The organism is Singulisphaera sp. GP187 (assembly GCF_900129635.1).
Taxonomy (GTDB): Bacteria; Planctomycetota; Planctomycetia; order Isosphaerales; family Isosphaeraceae; genus Singulisphaera.
The window spans coordinates 2,432,269-2,456,687 of the sequence record NZ_FSRB01000001.1 but is presented as its reverse complement, the minus strand read 5'-3'; the positions used below and the strand labels follow the sequence as shown (position 1 = coordinate 2,456,687).

Below are 24,419 nucleotides of genomic sequence, written 5' to 3'. Positions count from 1 at the left end.
GCCAAATTCTTGTCTCACGTCGGCGAACGGAACGCAAGCCCTTGACGCTCCGATCGCCCGACTCCAATCGATACGGACGGAAACGTCACTGGGAACGCAGGGCCCGCTCGAAGTGATCCGCGATTCGCTCCGCCACGTATTTACGATCGGCGTCGCGTCGCGACGAGTGCCGCTCGTCGGGCAAGGGGAGCAGCGTGAACGGCTTCGAGGCCGAGATCAAGGCCGTCGTCAATCGCGCGGAGTGTCGGAAATGAACGTTTTCGTCGAGCATCCCGTGGATCACGAGCAGGTCGCCCCGGAGCGTCTCGACGTGGGGCAGGACCGACGACTTGTGGTAACCCGCCGCATTGTTGACGGGCGTCCCCATGTAGCGCTCGGTGTAGCAGGTGTCGTAACCGTCCCAATCGGTCACGGGCGCCACCGAAACACCAGCTCGAAAGACGTCGGCCGCCTCGGTCAGACAGCGGAGCGTCATGTAGCCGCCGTAGCTGCCTCCAGTGATGCCGACTCGACCGAGGTCGACCTCGGGCCAGCGCTCACCGACAAACTTCACGCCATCGACCTGGTCGCGTACCTCCACCTGACCCATCTGGCGATTGAGTGCGGACTCGAAGGCGTGCCCCCGTCGCGCGGAGCCGCGATTGTCGGTCTTCCAGACGGCGAACCCGCGTTCGGTCAAGAACTGAGCGTTCATGTCGGCCGACAACGCCCACGCGTTTGAGACCGTCTGAACGTGTGGACCGCCGTAGACGATCACGACGAGCGGGACTTTCGTTCCGAACCCCATCGTTTTCGGCGGATAGTACGCGCCTTGGAGCTTGATCCCGTCGCGATTGACGTATTCGACCAGCTCCGGGGGAGCCAGCCGCAAGGTTCCGACTCGAGCGTCGGAGCTCGCGTCGTCGAGCGTTTTGACGAGCTTCCCCGCTCGATTCCGAAGGGTCGTGACCGGCGGTCGATCGAGGCTCGACGCGACATCGACGAAGTGCTCGCCGTCCTGCGCCACGACGGCTCGATGGGTGCCAGGCTCGTGTGTGACGGGGACAACTTCGCCTCCATCGAGCGAGACGCGATGGAGATGGGCTTCGAGTGGAGTCTCTCGACCGGCCGAGAACCAGGCTTCGCGACGGCTCTCATCGAGCGCGACGACCGCATCCACGGGCCAGTCCCCGGAAGTCAACGTCCGCAGGAGCGTCCCGTCTTGGTCGTGGAGTTGGAGATGCCGGAACCCGGTTCGCTCGGACGACCAGAGGATCTCGCCGGTCGAGTCGAGCACGCGGAGGTCGTTGTGGAGGTTGACCCAGGTCTCGGCCGACTCCTCGATCAGCAGCTTTTTCCGGAGCGACCCGAGGTCAAACCGATAAAGCCGTAAGTTCTTCTGGTCGCGTGAAAGGACCTGAACCAGGAGCGAGGTCGGAGACGCCCAGTTGACTCGAGCGAGATAGAAATCCGCACCCGGTTCGTCGAGCTCGAGCCAGCGCGTTGGACCCCCGCCAGCGGAGACGACGCCCAGCCGGACCTTGGCGTTGGCCGCGCCGGAGAAGGGATAGCGGTGTGTCTCGACCGAGATCTTCTCTCCTCCTTGATGGACGATGGAGTAGAGCGGAATGTGCCGCTCGTCAGTCTCCTGATAGGCGATCGTTGCGCCGTCGGGCGACCACCAGTACCCGGTGGCTCGATCCATTTCTTCTTGCGCGATGAATTCGGCAAGCGCGTGGGTCACGCCATCCCCGGCTCCTTGAGAGAGCTGTCGCTCTTGCTTGGTCGCCAGGTCGATCACGTGCAATTCATCATTGCGCACGAACGCAACCTTGGATCCGTCTCGCGTCAATTTGGGATCGAGCTCGGGTGTCGGCGTGTTCGTGATGCGTTCGAGCGGTCCGTCCTGACGCTGGAGGTAGAGGTCGCCGCCGATCGGGAAGACCGAGACGTCGGCCGCCTCGGCGCGAACGACGTGGGTGATCCCGGTTTCGCGGAGGCGCTGGCGTTCACGGCGCAGCTTCTCCGCGTCCGAGAGCGTGGATTCCGTATCCCCATCGCCGGGCGGTCGGGCCACGACACGAGGCTCGCCCGTCGCGAGATCGACGCGCCAGAGCACGCGACTCAGACTGGCCGACTCCGACTTCAAATAAGTGATCGCCTTTCCGTCCGGCGTGAACCCGAACGCGGCCGGAACCACGCTCCCCGGAGCAGGCAGCTTGGCCACGGCCGCCGCATCGACCGCTTGGCGCTTCGTGTCCGGTGTCCCGGCCAAGAGTTCCGATCGTTCCGACATGAAGACTCCGAAGAAAGTCAGGAGCAAGAGAGAGCGGTCTGGTCTCATCGGTTCTCTCGAGATGTGGTGGCTTGCGGGACGCATCGAGACTTTAGCAAGGATACCGGGATCTCGTTCCCACGCTCCGCGTGGGAATACCGTCCGCGACGCTCCGCGTCGTCTTCCCCGGCGGGTGGGGCCGCAGAGCGGCCAGAACGGCGTTCTCACGCCGAGCCTGGGAACGAGTTTCTCCCGCGAATTTCGGCCTCCGGGGTAGTCACCCGACGCCGATTCAAAACCCTTCCTTTCCGCGGGGAATCATTTCGTGCCTGAGTATGCAAATATGAGGCTTTTTGATTGATTGCCTCACGAGCTCGGAGAATATCGAGGAATATGAGTATGCATTGATTGCACCAACCGGATACCGACCACGACCGCTCGGAGAGTCCGAGGGTCGGGGTCGTGGGGTCGGGGCCGTTTTCAAGAAAGGATCAGCCGAGCTTGACGGTGACGGTTTTCATTTCGCTGTAGTGCTCGAGCGCGGCTTCGCCGTTCTCGCGGCCTTGTCCGGACATCTTGAACCCGCCGAACGGGGTGGTCGTGTCGACGACGTGGTAGCAGTTGACCCAGACGGTTCCGGCCTTGACCCGTTTGGCGAACAGGTGGGCCTTGTCGATGTCCTTGGTCCAGATCGCGGCGGCCAGGCCGTACGAGGTGTTGTTCGATCGTTCGACCACCTCGTCGATCCCGTTGAAGGGAAGAACGCTGACGACGGGCCCGAAGATCTCGTCGCGGGCGATCGCCATGTCATCCTTGACGTCGTCGAAGATCGTCGGCGAGACGAAGAACCCGCGGTCGCCGACGCGTTCGCCGCCGGAGAGGAGCTTGGCCCCTTGCTTCTGGCCAAGGTCGACGTAGTGAAGGATCTTGTCGAGCTGCTCTTGCGAGACTTGCGGACCTTGCTCGGTGTTCGGGTTGAGGGGATCGCCGAGGGTCCGCGTCTTCGCTTTCTCGGCGAGCCGCTGAACGAACTCTTTGTGGATTTTCTGCTCGACGAAGAGCCGGCTCCCCGCGGTGCAGCACTGGCCGCCGTGGAAGTAAATCGCGTGGAAAGCGCCTGCGACGGCGTCCTCGAGATTGGCGTCGGCGAAGATCACGTTGGGGCTCTTGCCGCCAAGCTCAAACGTGGTACGCTTGAGCGTCTCGGCCGCCTGCCGCTGAATGATCTTGGCGGTATCGACGTGGCCCGTGAACGCGATCTTGTCGACGTCCGGATGCCCCACCAACGCGGCGCCCGCCGTCTCACCAAATCCATTGATGATATTGAGTACACCCGCGGGGAATCCCGCCTCGATCGCCAGGTCGGCGATCCGGAGCGCGGTCAAGGGGGTCTGCTCGGCCGGCTTCATCACCACCGTGTTGCCGCAAGCGAGCGCGGGGCCCCACTTCCAGGCGAGCATCAGCAGGGGGAAATTCCAGGGGATGATCTGGCCGACGACGCCGACGGGCTGTCGTAGCGTGTACGAGAGGAAGCTACCGCGAACCGGAAGCGTCTTGCCTTCGATCTTATCGGCCCAGCCGGCATAGTAGCGGAGGGTGTTGACGACTCCCTCGATGTCGCCGAGCGAGTCGTTGATCGTCTTGCCGGAATTGAGCGACTCGAGCGCGGCGAGCTCGGCGCCATTGCGCTCGACCAGGTCGCTCAGCTCATACATCAAGCGGCCGCGGTCGGCGGCATCCATGGTGCTCCAGGGACCGGACTCGAGTGCGCGCCGGGCGGCCTTGACCGCCTTGTCCACGTCGGCGGCCGTCCCCGCGCCCACCCGAGCGATGACTTCGCCCGTCGCGGGATTGTAGGTCTCGAAGTCTCCCCCCTCGACCGGATCGACCCACTGATTGTCGATCAGAAGTTTGGTGTGGCGAATGGCCGGAATGGCCCGTGGGGCCGTTGCGGTTTGGGCCATAATCGAATCTCGTAAATGGGGTGCGTCGGGCTCGGACTGACTAAGGCAATGGTCCGGAAGCGGTGGCAGCGTGTCAACCCCTTGCGGAATCCGGCTTGCGTCTCGAATTGAGCGTCCAACGGGAGTATCATCCAGACCTGCGCGCGGAGGCTCGATGCTGTTCGCGGCGGAAAAGGGAGAACCCAATGATGGCATCGAAGACCTTATCGAGATGCGTCGCCGCGAGCGCATTGAGCCTGGTTCTGGCGAGCACGAGCGTGATCGCGGCGGAGGAACCGCGTGTGGCCGATCGCCGGCTCAACGTCGTCTTGATCACGGCCGACGACCTGCGGAATGCGCTTGGCTGTTACGGGCACCCGCTCGTCCGCACCCCGAACATCGATCGCCTGGCCGCGCGCGGCGTTCGGTTCGATCGGGCCTATTGCCAGTACCCGCTCTGCAACCCGAGTCGGACCTCGTTCTTGACCGGCCTCCGGCCCGACACGACCGGAGTGACGGATAATGCCGCCCGGTTCCGGACAAGTCGCCCGGCCACCGTGACCCTCCCGCAACTCTTTCGGAAGAACGGCTACCACGTCGCGCGCGTGGGCAAACTCTTCCACTACGGAGTCCCCGGCCAGATCGGCACCAATGGCTTGGATGATCCCGAGTCGTGGGACGAGGTCGTCAACCCTCGAGGACGAGACAAGGACGACGAGGACAAGATCGTCTCCATCAAGCCGGGAACCGGCTTCGGCGCCACCCTGAGCTGGCTGGCCGCCGACGGTGAGGACGCGGAACAGACCGACGGCAAGGGGGCGGAGGCCGCCGTCCGACTGCTGGAACAGAATCGTGATCGCCCCTTCTTCCTTGCCATGGGCTTCTTTCGACCGCACACCCCGTACGTGGCCCCGAAGCCTTGGTTCGCGCTTTATCCGCTCGACAAGATTTCCCTGGTCGGCGGCAGTGGGGCTCGGCGCGACGGAGTCCCCGCGCCTGCACTCACGGTCAATCCGCCGAACTACGGCATCAGCACGCTCCTCCAGCAACAAGCCATCCAGGCTTATTATGGCTCAACATCCTTCATGGATGCTCAAGTCGGCAAAGTCGTCGACGCGGTGGACCAGCTCGGACTGAGCCGCCGCACCATCATCGTCTTCATGAGCGATCATGGCTACCAGCTTGGTGAGCATGGACTCTGGCAGAAAATGACCCTCTTCGAGGAGTCGGCCCGAGTCCCTCTGATCATCGCCGCGCCTGGGCTGAAGGGAAATCAGCGGGCGACCTCGAGAGTCGTCGAACTCATCGACCTCTATCCCACCTTGGCCGATCTCTGCGGCCTGACCCCACCCGCCGATCTCGACGGGCGAAGCTTACGACCGTTGCTCGAGGATCCCGATCGGGCGTGGCCGCACGGAGCTTTGACTCAAGTGAGTCGGAAAGCAAAGCAAGATCCGTTCAAAGGATATTCCGTCCGCTCCGAGCGTTATCGCTACACCGAGTGGGACGGCGGCAAACGGGGTGTCCAGTTGTACGACCACGAAACCGATCCGCACGAGGGGACGAACCTTGCCTCCGACTCGCAATTCGCCAGGATTGTCGCCGACATGCAGCGTCTGCTCCAAGAAAAACTGCGGCCGGTCGCGGGGGCCGACGGTCTCAAGTCATCCCCATGATTGAAGGGAAGTCAAGTTTCGTCAGCCCGTTTCTCGAACGGGTGGCAGGCTGAAGCATGAGTACGTGGACCTGGTCATTCTTCGTATTGAATCATGTGTGAATCATGGGTGCCACGGGTTGTGCCCAACCCGTGAGCCAAAAATCCGGGCGATCGCTCACGGGTTGAGTCCAGCCCGTGGCACCCAGCGGCCTTTGCATCACCGCAGTCACCCAACAATAAACAACGACCCGCCAAAGAGCGAGGAATCATCCTCGTTCCCACGGTCCTCCGTGGGAATGCCGATAGGGGTAGGGAGAGCGGATTACGCTCCCCCTCCCTCCAAACCGTACGGGCGGATCTCCCGCATACGGCTTTCCCGTTGGTGGTTTTACCTCAAAGAGGATTGACTGGCTAACTCATGGGCTCGTTCCAAGCTGAAAAGTCCATGGTCGGCAAAGAAGGCGTTGGGCCAACGTTGATGGTCGGTGCCACGACCGCGGCCTCGTTTCTTCATCCGTTTACGGAGCAGACTCCGCAGACGCATGCGGATCCAGCCGTCGAGTCGTTCAAACGTCCACTTGTGGCTGTGCTTGAAGTATTCAAACCAGCCACGAAGCGTTGGGTTGAGGCTAGCGATGATCGCGGAGAGGCTGCCCCCGGTCGTACGCGTGGTCTTCGTCCGGACCGTCTCCTTGAACTTGTCCAGGCTCTTCGGTCGCGGGCGGCGTGTGCCGTCCTCAAACCTGTAGCCCAGGAAGTCGAAGCTTTCGGTCCTGACGGCGATGATCCGCGTCTTGGTGGGATGCAGGGTCAGGCCGGCCGAGGCCGTCCACTCCTGCACCACCGCCATCGCTTGGGCCGCTTCCTCCGAGCTTCGACACAGGATCACGACGTCGTCCGCGTAGCGCACCATCTCGAAACCCGATTCGGCCATCAGGTGGTCGAGCGGATCAAGGTAGATGTTGCTCAACAGCGGGCTGATCACCGCACCCTGCGGCGTCCCCTGTTCGGGCGTCGATACCTCCAGGTCGTCGAGGACGCCCTGGTGCAGGAACGCGTCGATCAAGTTCAGCACCTTCCCGTCCGCTACCTTCTTGGCGACCAGCGCCAGCAGGCGGTCGTGGGGGATCGTGTCGAAATCGCTCTTCAAGTCGGCATCTACCACATGGGTGAATCCGCCTTTAAGCAGCTCGTCCACCCGCCGCAGCGCGTCCTTGCATCCCCTGCCGGGGCGAAAGCCGTAGCTGTGCGCGGCGAAGTCACGCTCGAAGATCGGTTCCAACACCTGCCGGAGTGCCGTCTGGACCACCCGGTCGCGGACGGTGGGAATCCCGAGCGGACGCTTCTCCTGGTTTCCTGGTTTGGGAATCCAGTGTCGGCGGATCGCTTGCGGACGGTAGGTTCCCGTACGCAGGGCGTCGCTGAGATCCTTCAGGTTCTCTTCCAGGCGGTCCTCGAACATCGTCACGGTCACGTGGTCCACGCCCGCGGCACCCTCGTTGGCGGCGACTCGAGAGTAGGCCGTATACAGGGCGCGTTGCGGGTGGACCTTGTCCATCAGGCTATACCAGACTCCACCTTTGACCCCCTCGATGAGGGCCGTCAACATCCGCTCCGTCCAGACCGTCGGTTCGACCCAGACCCATGGGATCGGGATCTCTCTGGCGCGCCTAGCCCTCGCGGGCACTGCCTCCAGTGGGAATTCCTTCGCATCGGACATCGCGTCTCCACCTCCCTGCACCCCTTCGCTCCACCGGAGTTACCCGGCTTCTGCGCTACTATGGGTGCTCTGACTCCTGGACCCCCGGCTCTTCGTATCCTTATCAGGGACAATGAACACCGGCTTTGGCGAGGTCCAGGTCTCCCTGTGTTTCGTCATCGAACCTTCCGATCATTCCGTCTCCAACAACCTACTGTCGTCCCGACGCCATTCTGGGGTTTTGTGCGTCGGTCTTACCGGACCACATCACTGTGGACGCCCTTTCTGAGGGGCCATGCGTCAATTGGGCTTCGCCATCGAGGAGCAGGCTCGCCACGACAGTCGGCCGAATCGAGTTTACTTGCGTTACGGACTGATCGTTCACCTACGGTTGCTTCCCACCCCGCCTCGCGGCGACGCAGTTACCCTCGGTTACGAAGTGCCAGAACACTTCGGCAGGAACTCACACCCTGCGGATTCAATGCAATTACAGGCGCACTCCCCGACGCTCCGCGTCGTCTGGCCCTCGCAAGCCGAGGACGCAGAGCGCCCAAGACGGCATTCCCACGGAGGACCGTGGGAACGAGTCGCGAGCGGCTTCCTAGCCCTGGATCGGGTCGTTAGCAAAAAATCAAAAGTAGACCGCGACCAACGGCCTCGCCTCTATGAAAAGGCGAAAGATGGTGGGCCGTGCCCACCCTATTAGGACATAACATGTAAGCGTTTACGTGTTTGTTCTGTGGTCCGACGGCGGGGTGGCTCAGAAGAGGCCGGCGATGGGCTCGCCGTGGTAGATGTAGTGGGGGCGGTCCTGCGCGTCGGTCCAGTGGGTGGATTGGGGGATGCCCAGCGAGTGATAGATGGTCGCGGCCAGCGCTTCGGGCGTCTGCGGGTTGGTGGTGGGGTAGCCTGCGTTCTTATCGGTGGAGCCGACGACTCGTCCGCCTTGCGTGCCGCCGCCGGCGAAGAAGACGGTCTGGGCGTGTCCCCAGTGGTCGCGTCCCGACGACTTGTAGAAGTTGGGGAGGGTCGAGATCCGAGGCGTGCGGCCGAACTCTCCCGCCATCACGATCAGCGTCGAGTCGAGCAGGCCGGAGGAGTGCAGGTCGTCGAGCAGTGCGGACAAGGCTCGGTCGGTCGGAGGGAAGAGGTTGTCACGGAGGTGCGGGAACGCGTTGCCATGCGTGTCCCACGTCTCGTTGTTGCCGAGGTTGACCTGAACCAGGTTGACCCCCGCCTCCACCAGGCGCCGCGCCATCAGGAGCGACCAGCCGAACGAGTTCTGACCGTAGCGTTCGAGCATCTTCGGATCGGCGCTCATGACGTCGAAAGCCTGCTTGACGCGAGGGTCGGTCAGCATCGAGACGGCGTCCTGGCGATGGCGATCGAGCTGCACGGTTTGCGCGTGCTCGTCGAGCTCGCGACGCTGGGCGTCGAGATGATCGAGCAGTTCGAGGCGATGGGTGAACCGAGCCACGCCGAAACCTTCAGGGAGGCTCAAGTTGGGTGCCTGGAACCGTTTTACTGCGGCGGGCCGTTTCCGGTTCTGGTGATCGAACTCGTACTCGGGATAAGCGCCATACGCATTGGGATCGAACGGAGACGCTTCGATCAACATCGGATCGTGCGACGGCCCCATGACCCCCGCGAGCTGCCCCGGGATCACTCGCCCTGAGTTGTGCACGAGCTTTTCGGGGAGGATCACCGCGGGCGGAAGGTTGTTTCTCGCTTTCGTCACGGCGCCTGCGATGGCGGCGATCGAGGGCCAATCGGTCGGAGTCGGCTTGGTGGGATCGAACCCGGGCGGAAGTGGGGTCCGACCTGTGAGCATGATCAGGTGACCGGCCGAATGATCGTTCGAGGAGTGGGTCAGCGACCGCAGCAACGACCAGTGTTGGCTCCGACTCGCCAGCATCGGCAGATGCTCGCAGATCTCGATTCCAGGTGTACGGGTGGCAATCGGTTTGAACTCGCCGCGAATCTCTTCGGGCGCATGGGGCTTGAGGTCGAAGCTATCTTGCTGCCCCAGCCCACCCGAGAGGAAAATGTAGATCACGGCGCGGGCACGAGGGGTGGATCGACCGGGTTCACCCGCCACGGCGAGGCTCTGCAAGGCGGTCAGGTGATTCGTCCCGAGCCCCAGCAGGCCAACCGCGCCGGCCTGAATGGCGACGCGCCGCGAGAGCCTGGGATGAAGGAACGGTGTCGGACAGCCCTCTCGATTCAACCGCGGCATGGCCTGTCTCCGAACCTCGGGTCGTCCCGGACCTCACGTCCCCCACGCAAATCATTTGTTTAAGCTTAGCGGGGCCGCCATGTGAAGTCCAATCTTCCTTCCGTTTGATCGAAACGCCCCTCAGGCTCGCTTTCTTCGGTTCCTGAGCCAGCGATCGAGAGCGATTCGGGAAATTCTTTGAGAACCTGAAAATAAACCGGTCGGCTCGCGCATCGTTCTCTTGCGACAGGGGAGGGTCGTTGATGAATGATGCGAACGACCACCCGTCGGTTCCGCATGCCGAGAGTCTGAAGTCGGGTGGAACCGTCGACGCAACCCGGTTCGTGGCACTCTTCGAGAGTCATGGACCTGAGCTGCGACGATTCATCCTGGGCGTCACTCGCGATCCGGAACTGACGAATGATGTGATTCAAGCGACTTATGCCAAAGCCGTCGAGCTCGGTCATACCGCCCGCCCCGAGACTGTGAAGGGCTGGCTGTTCCGGGTGGCCTTTCATGAGGCCCTGACTGCCCGTCGGCGGCGGACCGCTCGCGACCAGGGCGTTCGTCGGTTGGCCGACCTGGGCGGTCCCACCGTCGAACGACCTGAAGAGCGCCTGATTCGGCATGAGACGATTGAGTCGGTACGGCAGGCGCTGGGGGATTTGCCCTCGGAGCAACGGCGCGTTGTCTGGGCACGGATGTACGAAGATAAGACGTTTGCCGAGATTGCCCAAGAGTTTCGATTGCCTCTGGGTACGGTTTTGACCCGGATGCGGCTCGCGCTGGAAAAACTGAGGCGTTCCTTACGCCCGGGAGATTGATCGATGCCGTCTGACCTGCTCCTGCTCGCGGTTCGCTATATCTCGAACGAGTTGCCGGATGAGGAGATGGCGGCTTTCGAGCGTCTGCTGGCGGACGACCAGGCGGCCCGTGAGGCCGTGGCGGAGGCCGTCGAGCTGACGGTGGCCGTCTCTCGACTGCCCGCGACGAGTTTCGACCAGCTTCCCTTCCGTCCCCGGCGGCGCGGGTTCAGCCCGATGCGACTCGGCCTGGCCGCGGCTTGCCTCGGATCGGTCGTGGGGCTGGCGCTTCAATACGGTCATGTTGCGGACCCGCGGCCGGCAAACGATTCGGCGCTCGCCCACCCCAACCCGCCCGAAGCGGTCGCCATCGCCTGGTCGGGCTTGAGACAGTCCGGCGAAGTCGACCTGGTCTCTCATAGTGAACTTCTGGCCTGGCTCGATGAACCGATAGCCTCGGCCTCGCCTGATTTCCCAACCCCAAGCGCTCTAGCCCTGGAGGACGAGCTGTTACCTCACTGGCTCCTGGAAGCGGCTTCGCTCCGCGAGGATTCGGGGACGACCAGGTCGGGCACGAGGGAGAACTGAGCGATGCGACCTTGTCTGATCCTGTTCCTGATCCTCGCCAGTCTCGGGTGGAACCCGCACCATGCGACGGCCGACGAAGCGAAACGTCCCCGCTCGGAAGCGGCTGGTAAATCCAACTCCCAGGAAAAATCGAAGAGTTCCTTCTCCCAGGCGGAGCGTGAAACGATCGCGCTTGGCTTCGTCAAGGAGCATCATCCCGAGCTTGCCAGCCTGCTCGAACAGCTCAAGGCGATGCGGCCCGAAGAATACCGCCGAGCGATCGCGGAATTGTTCCAGGTGAGTCAGTCGCTCGAAACGCTCAAGAAGAATAATCCGCCCCAGTACGAAGTCGGTCTGGAATTCTGGAAGGCCAAATCGAAGGCGGAACTGCTCGCGGCGCGGCTGATCAGCGCGCCTTCGCCCGAGCTGGAGAGCCAACTGCGGCGCGCGCTCGAGAACCAGCTCGACCTTGAGATTCGGAAACAGGAACTCCTCGAAGAGCAGCTCAAGGCTCGCCTGAGCCAGATCGAGAAGACGGTCAAACGCCTGAAAGATAATCGAGATCGGCAGATCGACAATCGTTTGCTTGAACTTCAAAAGAAGGTTCGCCGCGCACGGAGCCAAGACGGTGGCGAGTCCGCCCCGGCCAAGCCCGTCCGCGCCAAGAAGGAGAGCGAGGCATGAACGATCGTTACGCCAGGCTCGGCGCCGCACTGGTGATGGTCGCTTTGACGACGTCGGGGTCGTACGGAGAGTTGATCCGACCGGTCAAGGATCGATTCGCCACGCCCGACGTCGAGGAAGTCCCCGACTTTCAGCGGCACATCCTCCCGCTGATGGGACGGTTGGGCTGCAACGCACGGGCGTGCCATGGGTCGTTCCAGGGGCAGGGGGGGTTCCGCCTTTCCCTCTTCGGTTATGACTTCAAAATGGACCACGACGCCTTGCTTAAAGAGGGCTCCGCGCGGGTGAACCGCGAGGATCCCGAGGCGAGCAAGATCATCCAGAAGCCGACGCTGGAGATCCCCCACAAGGGGGGCAAGCGGATGGATGAGGAGAGCTGGCAGTATCGGATGCTCGTGCGCTGGATCGATCAAGGGGCCAAGGGGGTGACGAACCCCGCGCATTTCGAGCGGCTCGAAGTGACGCCGACCGAAATCGTGTTCGCCCACGAAGGGGAGCAGGTTCCGCTCAAGGTCGTGGCGCACTGGTCGGACGGCAGCCAGGAGGATGTGACCTGCATCAGCCGGTTCCGGACCAACGACGAGTCGATTGCCGAGGTCGACCTGGATGGCCGGATCACGAGCAAGGGGAAGGGGGACACGCACATCGTCGCCTTCTACGACAACGGGCTGGCGGTGACCCAGATCCTCTCGCCCGTCTCGGAACAGGTGGGGCCGAAGTATCCGCAAGTGCCTACTTCAACGAAGGTCGATGAACTGGTCGTGAACAAGCTGCGCAAGCTCGGGGTCGTCCCCGCCGAGGTCTGCTCGGATTCCGAATTCCTCCGCCGTGTCAGCCTCGACATGACGGGCACGATGCCCACCCCCGACGAGGTCAACGCGTTCCTGGCCGATGGCTCGCTCAAGAAGCGTGAGCAGAAGGTCGACGAGCTGCTCGCTCGACCCACCTACGCCGCTTGGTGGACGAACAAGCTCTGCGACATCACCGGAAATGCGCCCCGGGCGCTCCAGATGCAGGTGAATACCGATCAGCCTTCCCAGTTCTGGTACGAATGGATCTACCGCAGGGTTGAGCAGAACACGCCCTACGACCAACTGATCGCCGGCATCGTCCTGGCGTCCAGCCGTAAACCAGGGCAGAGCTATGAAGACTTCATCAAGGAAGAGAGCGCTTACTTCCGGGAGAAGAATCCGCCCGCGTATAGCGAACGGGACTCGATGCCCTACTTCTGGGCTCGGCGCAACATGCGTCAGCCCGAGGAGAAGGCGCTCGGCTTCAGCTACACGTTCCTCGGCGTCCGCCTCGAGTGCGCCCAGTGCCACAAGCACCCGTTCGACCAGTGGACCCAGGACGACTTCAAGCAGTTCACCGAGTTCTTCCGGCCGATCCGCTACGCGGTGGGCCAGGAGAAGGAGTCGCGTGAGGTTGTCAAGAAGCTCACTGATGAACTTGGACTCGCGAAGACGACCAATGGCGGCGAGCGTCGAAAAATCCTTGAGAACGAGATGAAGCAAGGGAATCCGATCCCCTGGCAAGAAGTCTTCGTCATCAACGGGAACCGCGGCGCGGGTCAGCGCGGAAATCCGAACGCTCAGAAAAACAGCGGGGGCCGAGTCGCCACCCCGAAGTTGCTGGGCGGTGAGGAAGTCGCGCTTGCCAGCGTCAAGGATCCTCGCGAACCGCTCATGGAATGGATGCGGAACAAGGACAATCCTTACTTCGCTCGCGCCTTCGTCAACCGGGTCTGGGCGAACTACTTCGGCAAGGGGATCATCAACCCGCCCGATGATATGAACATGGCAAACCCGGCCAGCAACGAGGCGCTGCTGGATTATCTGGCGAAGGGGTTCCTGAGCCACGACTTCGACATGAAGTGGCTCCATCGCGAGATCGCCCTGAGCGATACCTACCAGAGGAGTTGGAAGACCAACGAGACGAACCGGCTCGACGAGCGAAACTTCAGTCGCGCCATGGTTCGCCGGCTCCCCGCCGAGGTGCTGATCGACGCCGTGGCCCAATCGACAGCGTCGTCGACCGACCTAGTCAAGCTCGCCTCCACGGGCACCGACCGCGCGATCGGATCCAAGGGGGCAGGGGGCTACCGCCCCGGGAACAACCCGTATGCGGGCAAGGTGTTCGGTCGCTCGACCCGCGACACCAATTGTGATTGCAACCGGTCGGACGAGCCCAACCTGCTCCAGTCGATCTACCTTCAGAACGATCAGGAAGTGCTCGCCTCGATCGTCCGCCCCAAGGGATGGCTCGGAGAGTCGCTCCGCTCCGATCCCAAGGGAGACAAGGCCGAGGACAAGGAGAAGGCGACGCCATTCGATCCGGAAGCGATGATCCGCGAGGCCTATCTTCGGACGCTCGGCCGGAACCCGGATGCGACTGAGGTTGCCGTCGCTCGCGACCACCTCAAGCAGACGAAGAACGACGAGAAGGGCCTGCGCGACCTGCTCTGGGCGTTGCTCAACACCAAGGAATTCATCACGAACCATTGAGCGGACGGTTCGTTCGTGCCTCGGCCCTGTCCCGTGTTTGGGGCAGGGCTGGTCAGCTCATCTTGAAATCCAGATACGCACGATCATTCACGTTCTCGCAAGGGAGACGGTTCCATCATGGCGACGAACCAGTATTGCGACGGGGTCCGGCGACGTGACTTCTTGAAGCTGGGCGTTCTCGGCGTCTCGGGGATGAGCCTCGCGAATTATTTCCGGTTGGCTGAGGCTGGGGAGATCCAGGCCGGCAAGGCGACGTCGGCGATCTTCATCAACCTTGCGGGCGGCCCGTCGCACATGGACACGTTCGACTTGAAGCCGGACGCGCCCAAGGAGTTTCGGGGGGAATTCAACCCCATTGAAACCAACGTGCCGGGCATCGCGATCAGCGAGCACCTGCCCAAGCTGGCGATGTGCGCGGATAAGTTCGCATTGCTCCGCGGCGTCAGCCATAGCCTCGCCGCGCACGACCTTGGCAGCCAATATATGAACACGGGCAATCGCCCGATTCCTTCGCTCCAGTTCCCGGGGCTCGGCTGTGTCGTGACCAAGGAGCTGGGAGGGCCTCGTGACTTGCCCCCGTTCGTCGCGATCCCGAACACGCCGCAGGTTCCCGGCTATCTCGGCGTCGAGTATTCCCCGTTCAATACCACGAACGCCCCGCGTGCCGGCCAGCCGTTTGCCGTCCGAGGGATCTCGCTGGGCCGTGGACTCACGGTGGAAGATATCGAGACGCGTCGCAATCTTTTGAAGAACCTCGACATGACGTTCCGCGGTTTCGAGACCGAGAGCGACCTGGTCAACGGCCTCGAAAAGTTCTCGCAACGCGCCTACGACATCATCAGCTCACCCCGGTCGCGCAAGGCGTTTGATATCAGCCAAGAGTCACCCAGCATCACGTCGCTCTTTAATGAGAAGCCGTTCGCTCAGAGCTGCCTGCTGGCGAGCCGATTGGTGGAGAGCGGGGTTCGGTTCGTCAGCGTTTCTAGCGGTGGCTGGGACACGCACACGCAGAACTTCGAGAACCTCAAAACGAAGCTCCTCCCCGATCTCGACAGCGCGATTTCCGGTCTCTTCACCGCCTTGGCGCACAAGGGGCTGCTCGAGACCACGATCGTCTGCGTGACCGGAGAGTTCGGCCGCACGCCCAAGATCAACGTCAATGCGGGCCGCGACCACTTTCCCCGCGCCATGTTCGTCCTGTTGGGCGGCGGCGGCATCAAGGGGGGCCAAGTCGTCGGCGCCAGCGACGAGAAAGCGATGGGCCCGGCCTCCGGCGACGGGATCACCCCCGACCAGGTGGCCGCCTCGTTTTATCAGACCTTGGGCATCGACGTTCAGAAGGAATACAAGACCAACACCGGTCGGCCGATCGCGATCGCACGCTACGGGGCTCCGATCAAGGAACTTTTCTCCTGAGCTCCTTACTGCCCGTCAAGAACATCATGTTTGGGTGGCTGGGGTCCAAACTCGGACCCCAGTTTTTTTTCAACGACCCGATCCAGAGCGAGAAAGCCGCGCACGACTCGTTCCCACGGAGGACCGTGGGAACGAGAGTGATTCCTCGCTCAATGGCGGGTCGATGAGATGAGATGGTGGGCTACGGGAATCTTTGGACCCACGATAACGCCACGACCAATCGCGCCGACGCAGGGGAAAACGGGCTCGGCGAAGCTTTACCCGATCAGCTTACGAAGTGTTTTGATATGCTGAGGAACGGCCTTCATCGGGTCCTCGGCCGCTTCATATTCAAGGACGACATAGCCGGAATAGCGGGCGGCTCGAAGGACGTCGACCACCTTGGCGAGATCGGCCTCTTCCTTCTTCTGACCCTTGCGGCTGATCTCGGTCTTGACCTGGACATTGACCGCGTAGGGGGCCAGTTCCGCCAGGTCGGCGTACGGGTCTTCGCCGTGAAAGTTGCCCGTGTCGAGGTTCACACCGAAGTTGGGGGCGTCGACGGCCTTGACCAGTTTCAGCAGTTGCGCGGGCGTGGCGGTGATCCCCCCGTGATTCTCGAGAGCGAGGGTGACGCCCCGCTCGGCCGCGTAGGGCAATGAGGCCTTGATGCCGGCGATGGCGCGTTCGACGGCCTTGGCTTCGTCATCTCCCTTGGCGACCGTCCCGGCGAAGATCCGAATGACCGGAGCGTCCAACTCCGCGGCGCGGTCCACCCAGGTCCGCACCAGTTCCATCTGCTTCTCGCGCTCCGGGCCGTCGGGCACGCAGAAGTTGTTGCCGACCGAGGTGCCCGAGACATCCAGCCCCAGCAAGAAGGCGTGCTGCTTGATCCGGTGCAAGTACTCGGTCGTCACGTCGGCCGGAAAGTAGTACGACGTCAGTTCCACACCGTCGAGCTCCATGTCGGCGGCGAGGTTGACGAAGTCGAACAGGTCCATCTTGGGTTGCTTGCCCTGGAGGAGCTGGCGAAAGGAATAGGCCGCCAGGCTCAACTTCAAGTGGCTCGGTCGAGTCCGGCCGATCGCGGGGATTGCACTCGCGCCTCGGGCGGCAAGCAGGGAGCCACTTACGGTCAGGGCCGCACTTCGAAGGAAGTCTCGTCGAGTCGTCGGCTGCATCGGAACCCTCGTCGGTGGGAAGGAAAGAACGCCGCGATCGGGATGCTCGACCCGATCATAGCGCAGCGCCTTTCCGTTTGCCACTCGGCGGCTGGAAAAGCCGACGGTCCGGTTCCGAAGTTGTCCCGAGGCTCAGTCTTCCAGCTCGGAAAGTGCCTCGTTGACCTCGCGATCGAGCTGCCGGTAATTCCCGGAGTCACCCAGGGGAGGGGCACCCTTGAATGGCCATTCGGCCCGGGGCCCTTCGTCGATCGTGAAGTCGTCTTCCGAGCGCGCTCTGCGAGTTTCCGGGTCGGTCTGCGACCGCGAACGCAGATAGAGCTTGATCGGGATGTCGTGGAACGGCAGTTTCTCGCGGAAGAAGTTGAGCAGGTATCGCTGATAAGTCGCATCGAAGAGCGAGGTGCTGTTCACGAACAGGACGATCGTGGGGGGACCCGAGCTGACCTGCGTCGCGTAGTAGATTCTCGCTTGCTTGTTATCGCGACCCGCGGGAGGATGGGCGTCGACGGCTTCGCGAAGCACGCGGTTCAAGGTGCCCGTGCCGACGCGTCGCTGGGCCTGCTTGTGCATCGATTGCGAGAGATTCAGCAGTGCCTTGACGTTCTTGCCTGTCTTCGCCGTGATAAACGCCAAGGGCATGTACGACATCGAGCGGAACGCGTGCTGGACGATGTGGGCATACTTGGACATCGATCCTTGAACGCCTTGCTCGTCTCCTCCCGCGGCCATCAGGTCCCACTTATTCACCGCGAAGATGCAGGGCTTGTATTGCTTGGCGATGTAGTCGGCCATCTGCTTGTCGAGGCGCGAGATCCCTTGGGTGGGATCGAGGAAGAGAAGGACGACGTCGGCCCGTCGAATCGATCGCTCGGCGCGGTGGACCGAGTAAAAGTCGAGATTCTCGCGAATCTTCGCCTTGCGCTTCACACCCGCGGTATCGATCGCCGTGAACGGGAGTCCATCGAGCTCGAAGTGGACGTCGACCGAGTCTCGGGTCGTCCCGGGGCGCTCGGAGACGATCATCCGCTCTGCGCGAGCGAGCATATTGATGAAAGTGGATTTCCCGGTGTTGGGCCGGCCGACGGCGGCCAGTTTCATCACCGAGTCGGCCGGCTTCATGTCGTCGCCAGCCGGGAGCATCTTCTCGATGAGTTTGAGGAGCTCTTTCTTATTGCGGTTCTGCTGGGTCGAGATCGCGATCGGCTTGCCTCGTCCGAGTTTGTAAAACTCGGCGCCGCGCTGGTCGAACTCGGGCGTATCCGCCTTATTCATCACGAGGATAACCGGAGTGCTGATGTAGCGGAGCCGTCGGGCGACCTCTTCATCGAGCGGCATCAGCTCATCGCGGATGTCAACGACGAACAGCAAGAGATCCGCCTCGGTGACGGCGGTCTCGATCTGTCGGTCGACATCCTCGGACAGGTCGTCACGGTCGACCATGCCGACGCCGCCGGTATCCATTAATTCAAAGAAGCGGGGATTGGTTTCATCCCCCACTTGCGCCAGGGCTCCCACCCGGTCGCGTGTGACCCCTGACATGTCGTCCACGATGGCAATTCGACGGCCTGCAAGCCAATTGAACAGCGAAGATTTACCGACATTGGGCCGTCCAACGATGACGACTTTAGGAATAGGCATGAGAACGTCCATGACCTTTCGCCAGCGGCTGGGCTGGGCCCGCGCGATACATGGGAGCGCGGTTGGAATGGAGAGAAACGAGAAATCTGGGCTTGGCCTTGCCTCGGCATCGAGCGATCACAACATTGCCATGCACCAACCCCGTCAATTATAAGGGATGTGAGTAGATTACGGCAAACGGGCATTTGCGCATTTTCTGGCGTTTTCGGTTCGCTTGTGGTCAATCCCGAACACATTCGCCAGGAAAATTGGGCGAAATCGTTGGCCTAATCCGGGATTGCCTTGGGCTCGAATCGAGCGCGATCGAACCCTTGGATGGCCGCGAACGGTTTTCCGTGGTGATCCCCGAGTGGTTTCGGCGCCGGCCTTCCTTCTCGGCGGGAGTTCGATCATGATGGATCGGATGAACGATGAGAACGGCTTTCGGGTCCTCGATGGGGTCGCGCTGGTGATGGGCGCCGCGGTCGCCTCAGTGCACCTCCGCGAGATCATTCGCGAAAATCTGACCAGTTTCGGCTGGGGCTTGGTTTGGTGTACTTTTACCTGGGTTTCCATCACGGCGACCGGCCCTTTTCTGTTCTTGGTCCGCCGATTTGCCCGCCAGGTGCCCGGGTATCCTCGGGTTGGCGATAGTCTCTGGGCGTTGCTCGGATTTCCCTGGCTCTTGAGTGCCCTGCTGCGATCGACCATCGGGGACGGGACGTCCGCGTATGATGCCTCGTTTGGAATGGGGTTGGTCGTGGGACTGGGCATCGCCTCGCTGATTGCGCTCTGGGTGGTTTGGACGACGTGGGTTACGGTCTCTCCCGAGCAGGCGGCGCGCACCGCGTCGTTGCCGTGGACCAACCGGGTCGGCCTGATGCTCGCCATCGCCTGGCCGGTGCAGTGCGGGATCGGACTGGTCGTGATCAGTTGATTCGCGGGTGGGGCAGGTTTCGCCCTGGAGACAGCCGATGAACCTCCAGAGCACACCCAGGTCGGGCCTTCACCTTCTGGACCTCGCGGCCATGGTGGTCGGCTATAGTTTGGCGTCGGTCCTGGTTCGAGCGTTCTGGCCCGCCGTGGAAGAGCCTTCGTTCCCTGTGTTCTGCGTGCTCGGAGTCGCCTTCCTCTGGCTCGGGTTGGCCATGAGTGGCCCGATCGTGATGCTGGGACATCGTCGCCCGGCTCGAGAGTCGGAAGAGTCCGACGCCCCCGAACCACGGACCTGGGCTGAACTCGCCTGGCTGATCATTGGGTTCTACTGGATCGGCTTGACGATCTTGGTGGTGCCGGTCCGTTTGCACCAGACCCGGGTGCTCGACTCGGCCGTGCTCGGGGTCTTTCCGGTTCTCGCGGCGTTGGGCTTGCGGGTTTTCCGGCCTTCAAGTCTCAGCGGTCCCGGCGAACGCCGATATTGGACCCACGACCTGGCGATCGGGCTCCTCGTGTCCTGGCCATTTGCCTGGGTGGCCCTCATTATTCTGGGAAAGAGTCTGCCTTGAGTAACTCGACGACGACGAAGGGGACGGTCTATTTCATCGGTGCGGGGCCGGGCGATCCCGACCTGATCACCGTGCGCGGTCGCGCCTTGATTGAGCGGTGCCCGGTCTGCCTGTTCGCGGGCTCGCTGGTGCCGAGAGTGATCGTCTCGTTCGCGCCGCCGGGCGCGGTCGTTCGGAACTCGGCGAGCATGCACCTCGACGCGATCGTGGCCTTGATGGTCGACGCCAGCGCCGAAGGGAAGGATGTGGCGCGAGTGCACTCCGGAGACACGAGCCTTTACGGCGCGATCGCCGAGCAGATGCGCCGGCTCGACGAATGCGGGGTTCCGTATGAGGTCGTCCCGGGCGTGAGCTCGTACCAGGCCGCCGCCGCCGCGCTCAAGATCGAGCTGACCCCGGCCGGAAAGAACCAGTCGGTGATCCTGACCCGGGCGGCCGGACGGACGGGCGTGCCGGAGGTGGACGACCTGGCTTCGTTGGGGAGCCATCGGACCGGTATGGCTCTGTTCCTGTCGGCCGATCAGATGGCCGAAGTCGTCGCCGCGCTTCAGCCGAGTTACGGACCGGAGGCCCCCGTGGTGGTGGCCTATCGTGTGGGTTGGCCCGACCAGCAATTCTTGCGCTGCTCGCTTGCCGAGGTTGCCGCGCGGATGTCGAGCGCGGGGATCACCCGAACGGCTTTGATTTTCATCGGCCCGATGGTCGACGACTCGCCCGCGTTGGAGAGTCATTTGTACAACAAGGGTTACAGCCACCTGTTTCGCAAGGGGGCTGTCGACGACTCCAACCGCGACCAAGAGCCCGCCTCGACCGCTGAATTTGACTCACCGTGATCCTCAATGATGTCGGCGGCCCCGGCCTCGCTGGGGACCGTGTCACAGGTAGCGATCTCGAATCATGACAACACCCGCGGTCATCGTGGCCGGCACGCATTCCGGCTCCGGAAAGACGACGGTCACGCTCGCGATCCTGGCCGCACTCAGCCGGCGCGGGGTCCGGGTTCAGGGCTTCAAGGTCGGTCCTGATTTCATCGATCCAGGGCATCAGACCCGGATCACTGGCCGGCCGAGCCGGAATCTCGATACCTGGCTGCTCGACCCGTCCGCGCTCGCCGAGACGTACCGCAATGGAACGGTCGGAGCCGACCTGGCGGTGATCGAGGGGGTCATGGGCCTGTTCGACGGCCGCGGCGGCCTCGACGAGTCAGGATCGACGGCCGACCTGGCGCGGCTCCTCGGGTTGCCCGTCGTGCTTGTGGTCGATGCGCGCGGCTTGGCGCGTTCGATCGTCCCGCTCGTGCTCGGCTTTGCCAGGTTTGATGAGTCGGTCCGGGTGGAAGGGGTGGTCGCCAACAACGTCGGCAGTCATCGCCATTTCGCCGAGTACCTTGCGCCTGGGCTGCGGGCCGACGCGCCTGATCTCAGCCTGCTCGGCTACTTGACGCGCAATGAATTGCTCTCGATCCCGTCGCGGCACCTCGGGCTCTGGACCGCCGAGGAGTTGGCCCTCGACTCCTCGCTGGCCAATGCGCTGGCCGACGTGGCCGAGTCGACCCTGGACCTCGATCGCCTGGTCGAGCTGGCTCGAATTCCCCGGCTCGCTCCGCCTCCGCCATGTGCGCCTTCTGATTCGGAGCCACGGCCAACGGTTCGTGTCGGGCTGGCGCGCGATCCCGCGTTCTGCTTCTACTACGAGGATAATCTCGATCAGCTTCGCGCCGCGGGCGCGGAGATCGTTCCATTTTCACCCCTCAACGATCCCGGCCTGCCTCCCGGGCTCGATCTGGTTTATCTCGGGGGGGGGTATCCCGAGCTCCATGCGGCGCGGCTCGCGGCCAATCTCGCGATGCGCGGGTCGATCCGGAGTTTTCACGCCCAAGGGGGGACCATCCTCGCCGAGTGCGGAGGGATGATGGCCTGTACGGAGCAACTGCGCGATCTCGAGGGAAAGGATCACCCGCTCTGGGGGTTGATCCCGGCCCGGGCGGTCATGCAGTCCAAACTCGCGGCGCTTGGCTATGTCTCGGTGGTCGCGGAGCGGGACACCGTGCTCGGAAAGGCGGGGACGAAAATCCGTGGCCATGAGTTCCACTATTCGGAGCTCGAGCCGCTCGCTCCACTTCGGTATGTCACGAGTCTGAACCGTCCGGACCGCGATCCGAAACCGGACGGGATTCAGGTCGGCGGACTGTTGGCAGGATACGCCCACCTGCATTTCGGTTCGAATGGGCGGATCGCCACCAATCTACTCGAGGCCTCCAGGTCATCGTGGTCGAGCGGTCGAGATTGACCGGTTCCGTCATCCCACGGCCGGGACGAGCTGGGCGATCGCGCCTTGGATATCCTTCATTTTGACCGGCTTGACGAACACGATCAGGCGGTCATCAGTCGGCAGTTTCGCCTTGAAGCTCGCCTGTTTCGGGCCGAGCAGGACGACGGCCGCGAGGTCATGGTCGTCTTCGCGGGCTTTGTCGTGCATGTCGATAAACGCATCAATCCCTTCATCGCCGAAACCGTCGACGTCGAAGATGACCGCGTCGGGTGTCGACTCACGGTAGCGCTCGGCCGCGCGCTCGGCGTCGCTGACGAGGATGACTCGGTATCCCAGCTTCGAGAGCGACTTGCGGAATGCGTCCTGGATTTCGCTCTGAGTTTCGACGCAGAGGATGTGCTTTTGCTGGATCGCCTTGATCTCGAAATCAAGATGATCCGACTCGGCCTCCGCCGCGACTTCGCTCGGGAGCTCCGGTTCAGGTTCCGGCGCCGGCTTGGATACAGCGACCGGGACGGGCTCGACCTCCTTATAGGTAAAGAGCGAATCAAAGTCGAACTCGTCCGACTTCTTGGCTTCCGGGGCGACACCACTTGCGTCGATGGCCGATTGACTCTGCTGTTGAGCTTGAAACGCGACGAGGTCCTTATGGACGTCCGACATCAACTGATACCGGGCTTTCAGATCGACTTTCATCATCTTCTCAATGATTCGGGTCAACTCCGGATCGGGAGCATGGCGCTGATCGCTCAACGGCTTGATGGCGCCAAAGCTGCGTTTGAGCATCTTCTGCAAGGGATCCTTCGATTCCACCTCGGCCATCGCCAGTTGGCCGGTGAGCATCTGATAGAAGACGCAGCCCAGGAAGTAGATGTCGGACCGCGGGTCCCCCTTGGGGCTGTTGCAGGTTCGTTCGAGCGCGGAGTAATCCACGGTTCGCTGATTGAGCGAGGCCGATTTTGAGCTGTCCCCCTCAATCGTCGCGAGTCCGAAATCGACGAGTTTGGCAGTGCCGTTGTTGCTGATCAGAATGTTGGTTCCCTTGATATCACGGTGGGTCACGCCGTTCTCAAAGGAATACTGCAAGCCCGCGGCCAGTCCAATCATCATGGGGAGGGCGGCGGCGGCATCGATCCGAGTCCGAATCCTCAAGAGATCGCGAAGGTTCGTCCCCTCGACGTACTCCATCATCATGTAGTGTTTCTTGTCCTCTTCACCGAAATCGAGAATCTGGACGATGTTCGGGTGGACAAGCTTCATCCCGGCCTCGGCTTCCTTGCGGAACCGGGAGATTGCGTCGGGATCGGTGACGAAGCGCTGGCGGAGCACCTTGATGGCGACCGAATTCCCGCCGATCACGCGCTGGCCCCGATAGACGCGGGCGAACGTCCCCTCGGCAATGTGGAAGAGGACCTTGCAACCGCCGTAAAAGAACCCCGAGGGGTCCCCTTTTTGAAGGCGCTCGACTTGCCAGCTCGTGAGCAGGCCCTTGCGGAGCAACACGCGGAGGATCGCCTCGGGCGAGCCATCCTCGGCTTCAAACCTCGCTTGCATCGCCTGATCTTTGTCGACCAGACCGATCCTCAAGGCCTGCTCGGCCAACATTTCGGCATCAAAGTCTGGCATCGGAGAGGGTTCCTGCTCTGATCGGTCGTCAATCGATGTGGCGGCGTCCTGCGCGGGAGCTCGACTTCTCTATTTTACCAGAGGAGCGGCCGGTCGCAACGTCTGGCAAGGTCAACTGTTTCGCGTATCTGGGTCCATGGAACCATCGTTTCGTACATCTCGGGCGGATTCCCCTCCGAATTTCCAACGTTCGGGAAGAAGAACCAGGGCCGCGTCCGGTCGTGTTTGACACAAGATTCGTGCACTTGCCAACCCGGTGAAAGCCGAGGACGCAGAGCCTCCCAGACTGCATTCCCACGGGGGACCGTGGGAACGAGTCGGGAGAGGCTTCCTGGCCCGGCCTCGGGTCGTCGTAACTTGACAATCCACGCAGCGCGACGAGGGAATAGGAGATAACAATGGAGGGTGGGCACGGCCCACTATCCCTATCTCCTTGCCCAAGTTGTACGGCCAGGCGGGCCAGCAGCAAGCGGGCCGGCCTGGTGGCCGGAGTTT

At 62.5% G+C, this 24,419-nt stretch carries 17 protein-coding genes; 10 read left to right on the top strand and 7 right to left on the bottom strand.

Annotation, left to right across the window (positions count from 1 at the left end):
• Positions 1 to 85: 85 nt before the first annotated feature.
• Both BUS42_RS09580 and BUS42_RS09575 read right to left on the bottom strand, forming a co-directional pair.
• Entirely contained in the window at positions 86 to 2,323 is a 2,238-nt protein-coding gene (locus BUS42_RS09580) for a S9 family peptidase (protein ID WP_254053412.1), read from the bottom strand.
• Between the two features lie 422 nt (positions 2,324 to 2,745).
• Positions 2,746 to 4,218 carry an aldehyde dehydrogenase family protein gene (locus BUS42_RS09575; protein WP_074306716.1) on the bottom strand — a complete coding sequence of 491 codons (1,473 nt, stop codon included), beginning with the start codon at positions 4,216 to 4,218 and terminating at the stop codon, positions 2,746 to 2,748.
• Between the two features lie 185 nt (positions 4,219 to 4,403).
• Between BUS42_RS09575 and BUS42_RS09570 the strand changes: the two genes are divergently transcribed.
• Entirely contained in the window at positions 4,404 to 5,873 is a 1,470-nt protein-coding gene (locus tag BUS42_RS09570) for a sulfatase (protein WP_254053411.1), read from the top strand.
• Positions 5,874 to 6,242: 369 nt separating this feature from the next.
• Here the strand turns inward: BUS42_RS09570 and ltrA are convergent, their stop codons facing one another.
• Both ltrA and BUS42_RS09560 read right to left on the bottom strand, forming a co-directional pair.
• Positions 6,243 to 7,574: a group II intron reverse transcriptase/maturase gene (gene ltrA / locus BUS42_RS09565; RefSeq protein ID WP_074306715.1), complete on the bottom strand. Its 1,332-nt coding sequence runs from the start codon at positions 7,572 to 7,574 to the stop codon at positions 6,243 to 6,245.
• 739 nt (positions 7,575 to 8,313) lie between these two features.
• Complete coding sequence (locus BUS42_RS09560; protein ID WP_074306714.1) at positions 8,314 to 9,789, bottom strand: DUF1501 domain-containing protein; 1,476 nt, start codon at positions 9,787 to 9,789, stop codon at positions 8,314 to 8,316.
• A 242-nt stretch (positions 9,790 to 10,031) separates the two neighbouring features.
• Here BUS42_RS09560 and BUS42_RS09555 point away from each other — a divergent pair, with 242 nt between their 5' ends.
• From BUS42_RS09555 to BUS42_RS09535, 5 genes are all read left to right on the top strand, one after another.
• Positions 10,032 to 10,592: an RNA polymerase sigma factor gene (locus tag BUS42_RS09555; RefSeq protein WP_074306713.1), complete on the top strand. Its 561-nt coding sequence runs from the start codon at positions 10,032 to 10,034 to the stop codon at positions 10,590 to 10,592.
• Between the two features lie 3 nt (positions 10,593 to 10,595).
• Positions 10,596 to 11,159: a transposase gene (locus tag BUS42_RS09550; RefSeq protein ID WP_074306712.1), complete on the top strand. Its 564-nt coding sequence runs from the start codon at positions 10,596 to 10,598 to the stop codon at positions 11,157 to 11,159.
• A 3-nt stretch (positions 11,160 to 11,162) separates the two neighbouring features.
• Positions 11,163 to 11,822, top strand: coding sequence for a hypothetical protein (locus BUS42_RS09545; RefSeq protein WP_074306711.1), 660 nt, complete (start codon positions 11,163 to 11,165; stop codon positions 11,820 to 11,822).
• The gene (locus BUS42_RS09540; RefSeq protein ID WP_074306710.1) at positions 11,819 to 14,326 is read left to right on the top strand and encodes a DUF1549 and DUF1553 domain-containing protein; all 2,508 of its coding nucleotides are present in this window, start codon (positions 11,819 to 11,821) and stop codon (positions 14,324 to 14,326) included. Before BUS42_RS09545 ends, BUS42_RS09540 begins: the two co-directional genes overlap by 4 nt.
• A gap of 117 nt (positions 14,327 to 14,443) precedes the next feature.
• Positions 14,444 to 15,742, top strand: coding sequence for a DUF1501 domain-containing protein (locus tag BUS42_RS09535; RefSeq protein WP_074306709.1), 1,299 nt, complete (start codon positions 14,444 to 14,446; stop codon positions 15,740 to 15,742).
• A 257-nt stretch (positions 15,743 to 15,999) separates the two neighbouring features.
• Here BUS42_RS09535 and BUS42_RS09530 read toward each other — a convergent pair whose 3' ends face one another.
• Both BUS42_RS09530 and der read right to left on the bottom strand, forming a co-directional pair.
• The gene (locus tag BUS42_RS09530; protein WP_074306708.1) at positions 16,000 to 16,902 is read right to left on the bottom strand and encodes a sugar phosphate isomerase/epimerase family protein; all 903 of its coding nucleotides are present in this window, start codon (positions 16,900 to 16,902) and stop codon (positions 16,000 to 16,002) included.
• A 132-nt stretch (positions 16,903 to 17,034) separates the two neighbouring features.
• Positions 17,035 to 18,543 (bottom strand): ribosome biogenesis GTPase Der, encoded by a 1,509-nt coding sequence (gene der, locus BUS42_RS09525; protein ID WP_083670532.1) that lies wholly within the window; start codon positions 18,541 to 18,543, stop codon positions 17,035 to 17,037.
• Positions 18,544 to 18,934: 391 nt separating this feature from the next.
• Between der and BUS42_RS09520 the strand changes: the two genes are divergently transcribed.
• The 4 genes from BUS42_RS09520 to BUS42_RS09505 all read left to right on the top strand — a co-directional run bounded on the left by BUS42_RS09520 (position 18,935) and on the right by BUS42_RS09505 (position 22,316).
• Complete coding sequence (locus BUS42_RS09520; protein ID WP_074310894.1) at positions 18,935 to 19,459, top strand: hypothetical protein; 525 nt, start codon at positions 18,935 to 18,937, stop codon at positions 19,457 to 19,459.
• Between the two features lie 37 nt (positions 19,460 to 19,496).
• A complete protein-coding gene (locus tag BUS42_RS09515; protein WP_074306706.1) occupies positions 19,497 to 20,027 on the top strand; it encodes a hypothetical protein in 531 nt (176 codons plus the stop codon).
• A complete protein-coding gene (gene cobM / locus BUS42_RS09510) occupies positions 20,024 to 20,860 on the top strand; it encodes a precorrin-4 C(11)-methyltransferase (protein ID WP_074306705.1) in 837 nt (278 codons plus the stop codon). Before BUS42_RS09515 ends, cobM begins: the two co-directional genes overlap by 4 nt.
• A 64-nt stretch (positions 20,861 to 20,924) precedes the next feature.
• Positions 20,925 to 22,316, top strand: coding sequence for a cobyrinate a,c-diamide synthase (locus BUS42_RS09505; RefSeq protein ID WP_074306704.1), 1,392 nt, complete (start codon positions 20,925 to 20,927; stop codon positions 22,314 to 22,316).
• Positions 22,317 to 22,325: 9 nt separating this feature from the next.
• Here BUS42_RS09505 and BUS42_RS09500 read toward each other — a convergent pair whose 3' ends face one another.
• Positions 22,326 to 23,924: a serine/threonine-protein kinase gene (locus tag BUS42_RS09500; RefSeq protein WP_074306703.1), complete on the bottom strand. Its 1,599-nt coding sequence runs from the start codon at positions 23,922 to 23,924 to the stop codon at positions 22,326 to 22,328.
• Positions 23,925 to 24,419: the final 495 nt, after the last annotated feature.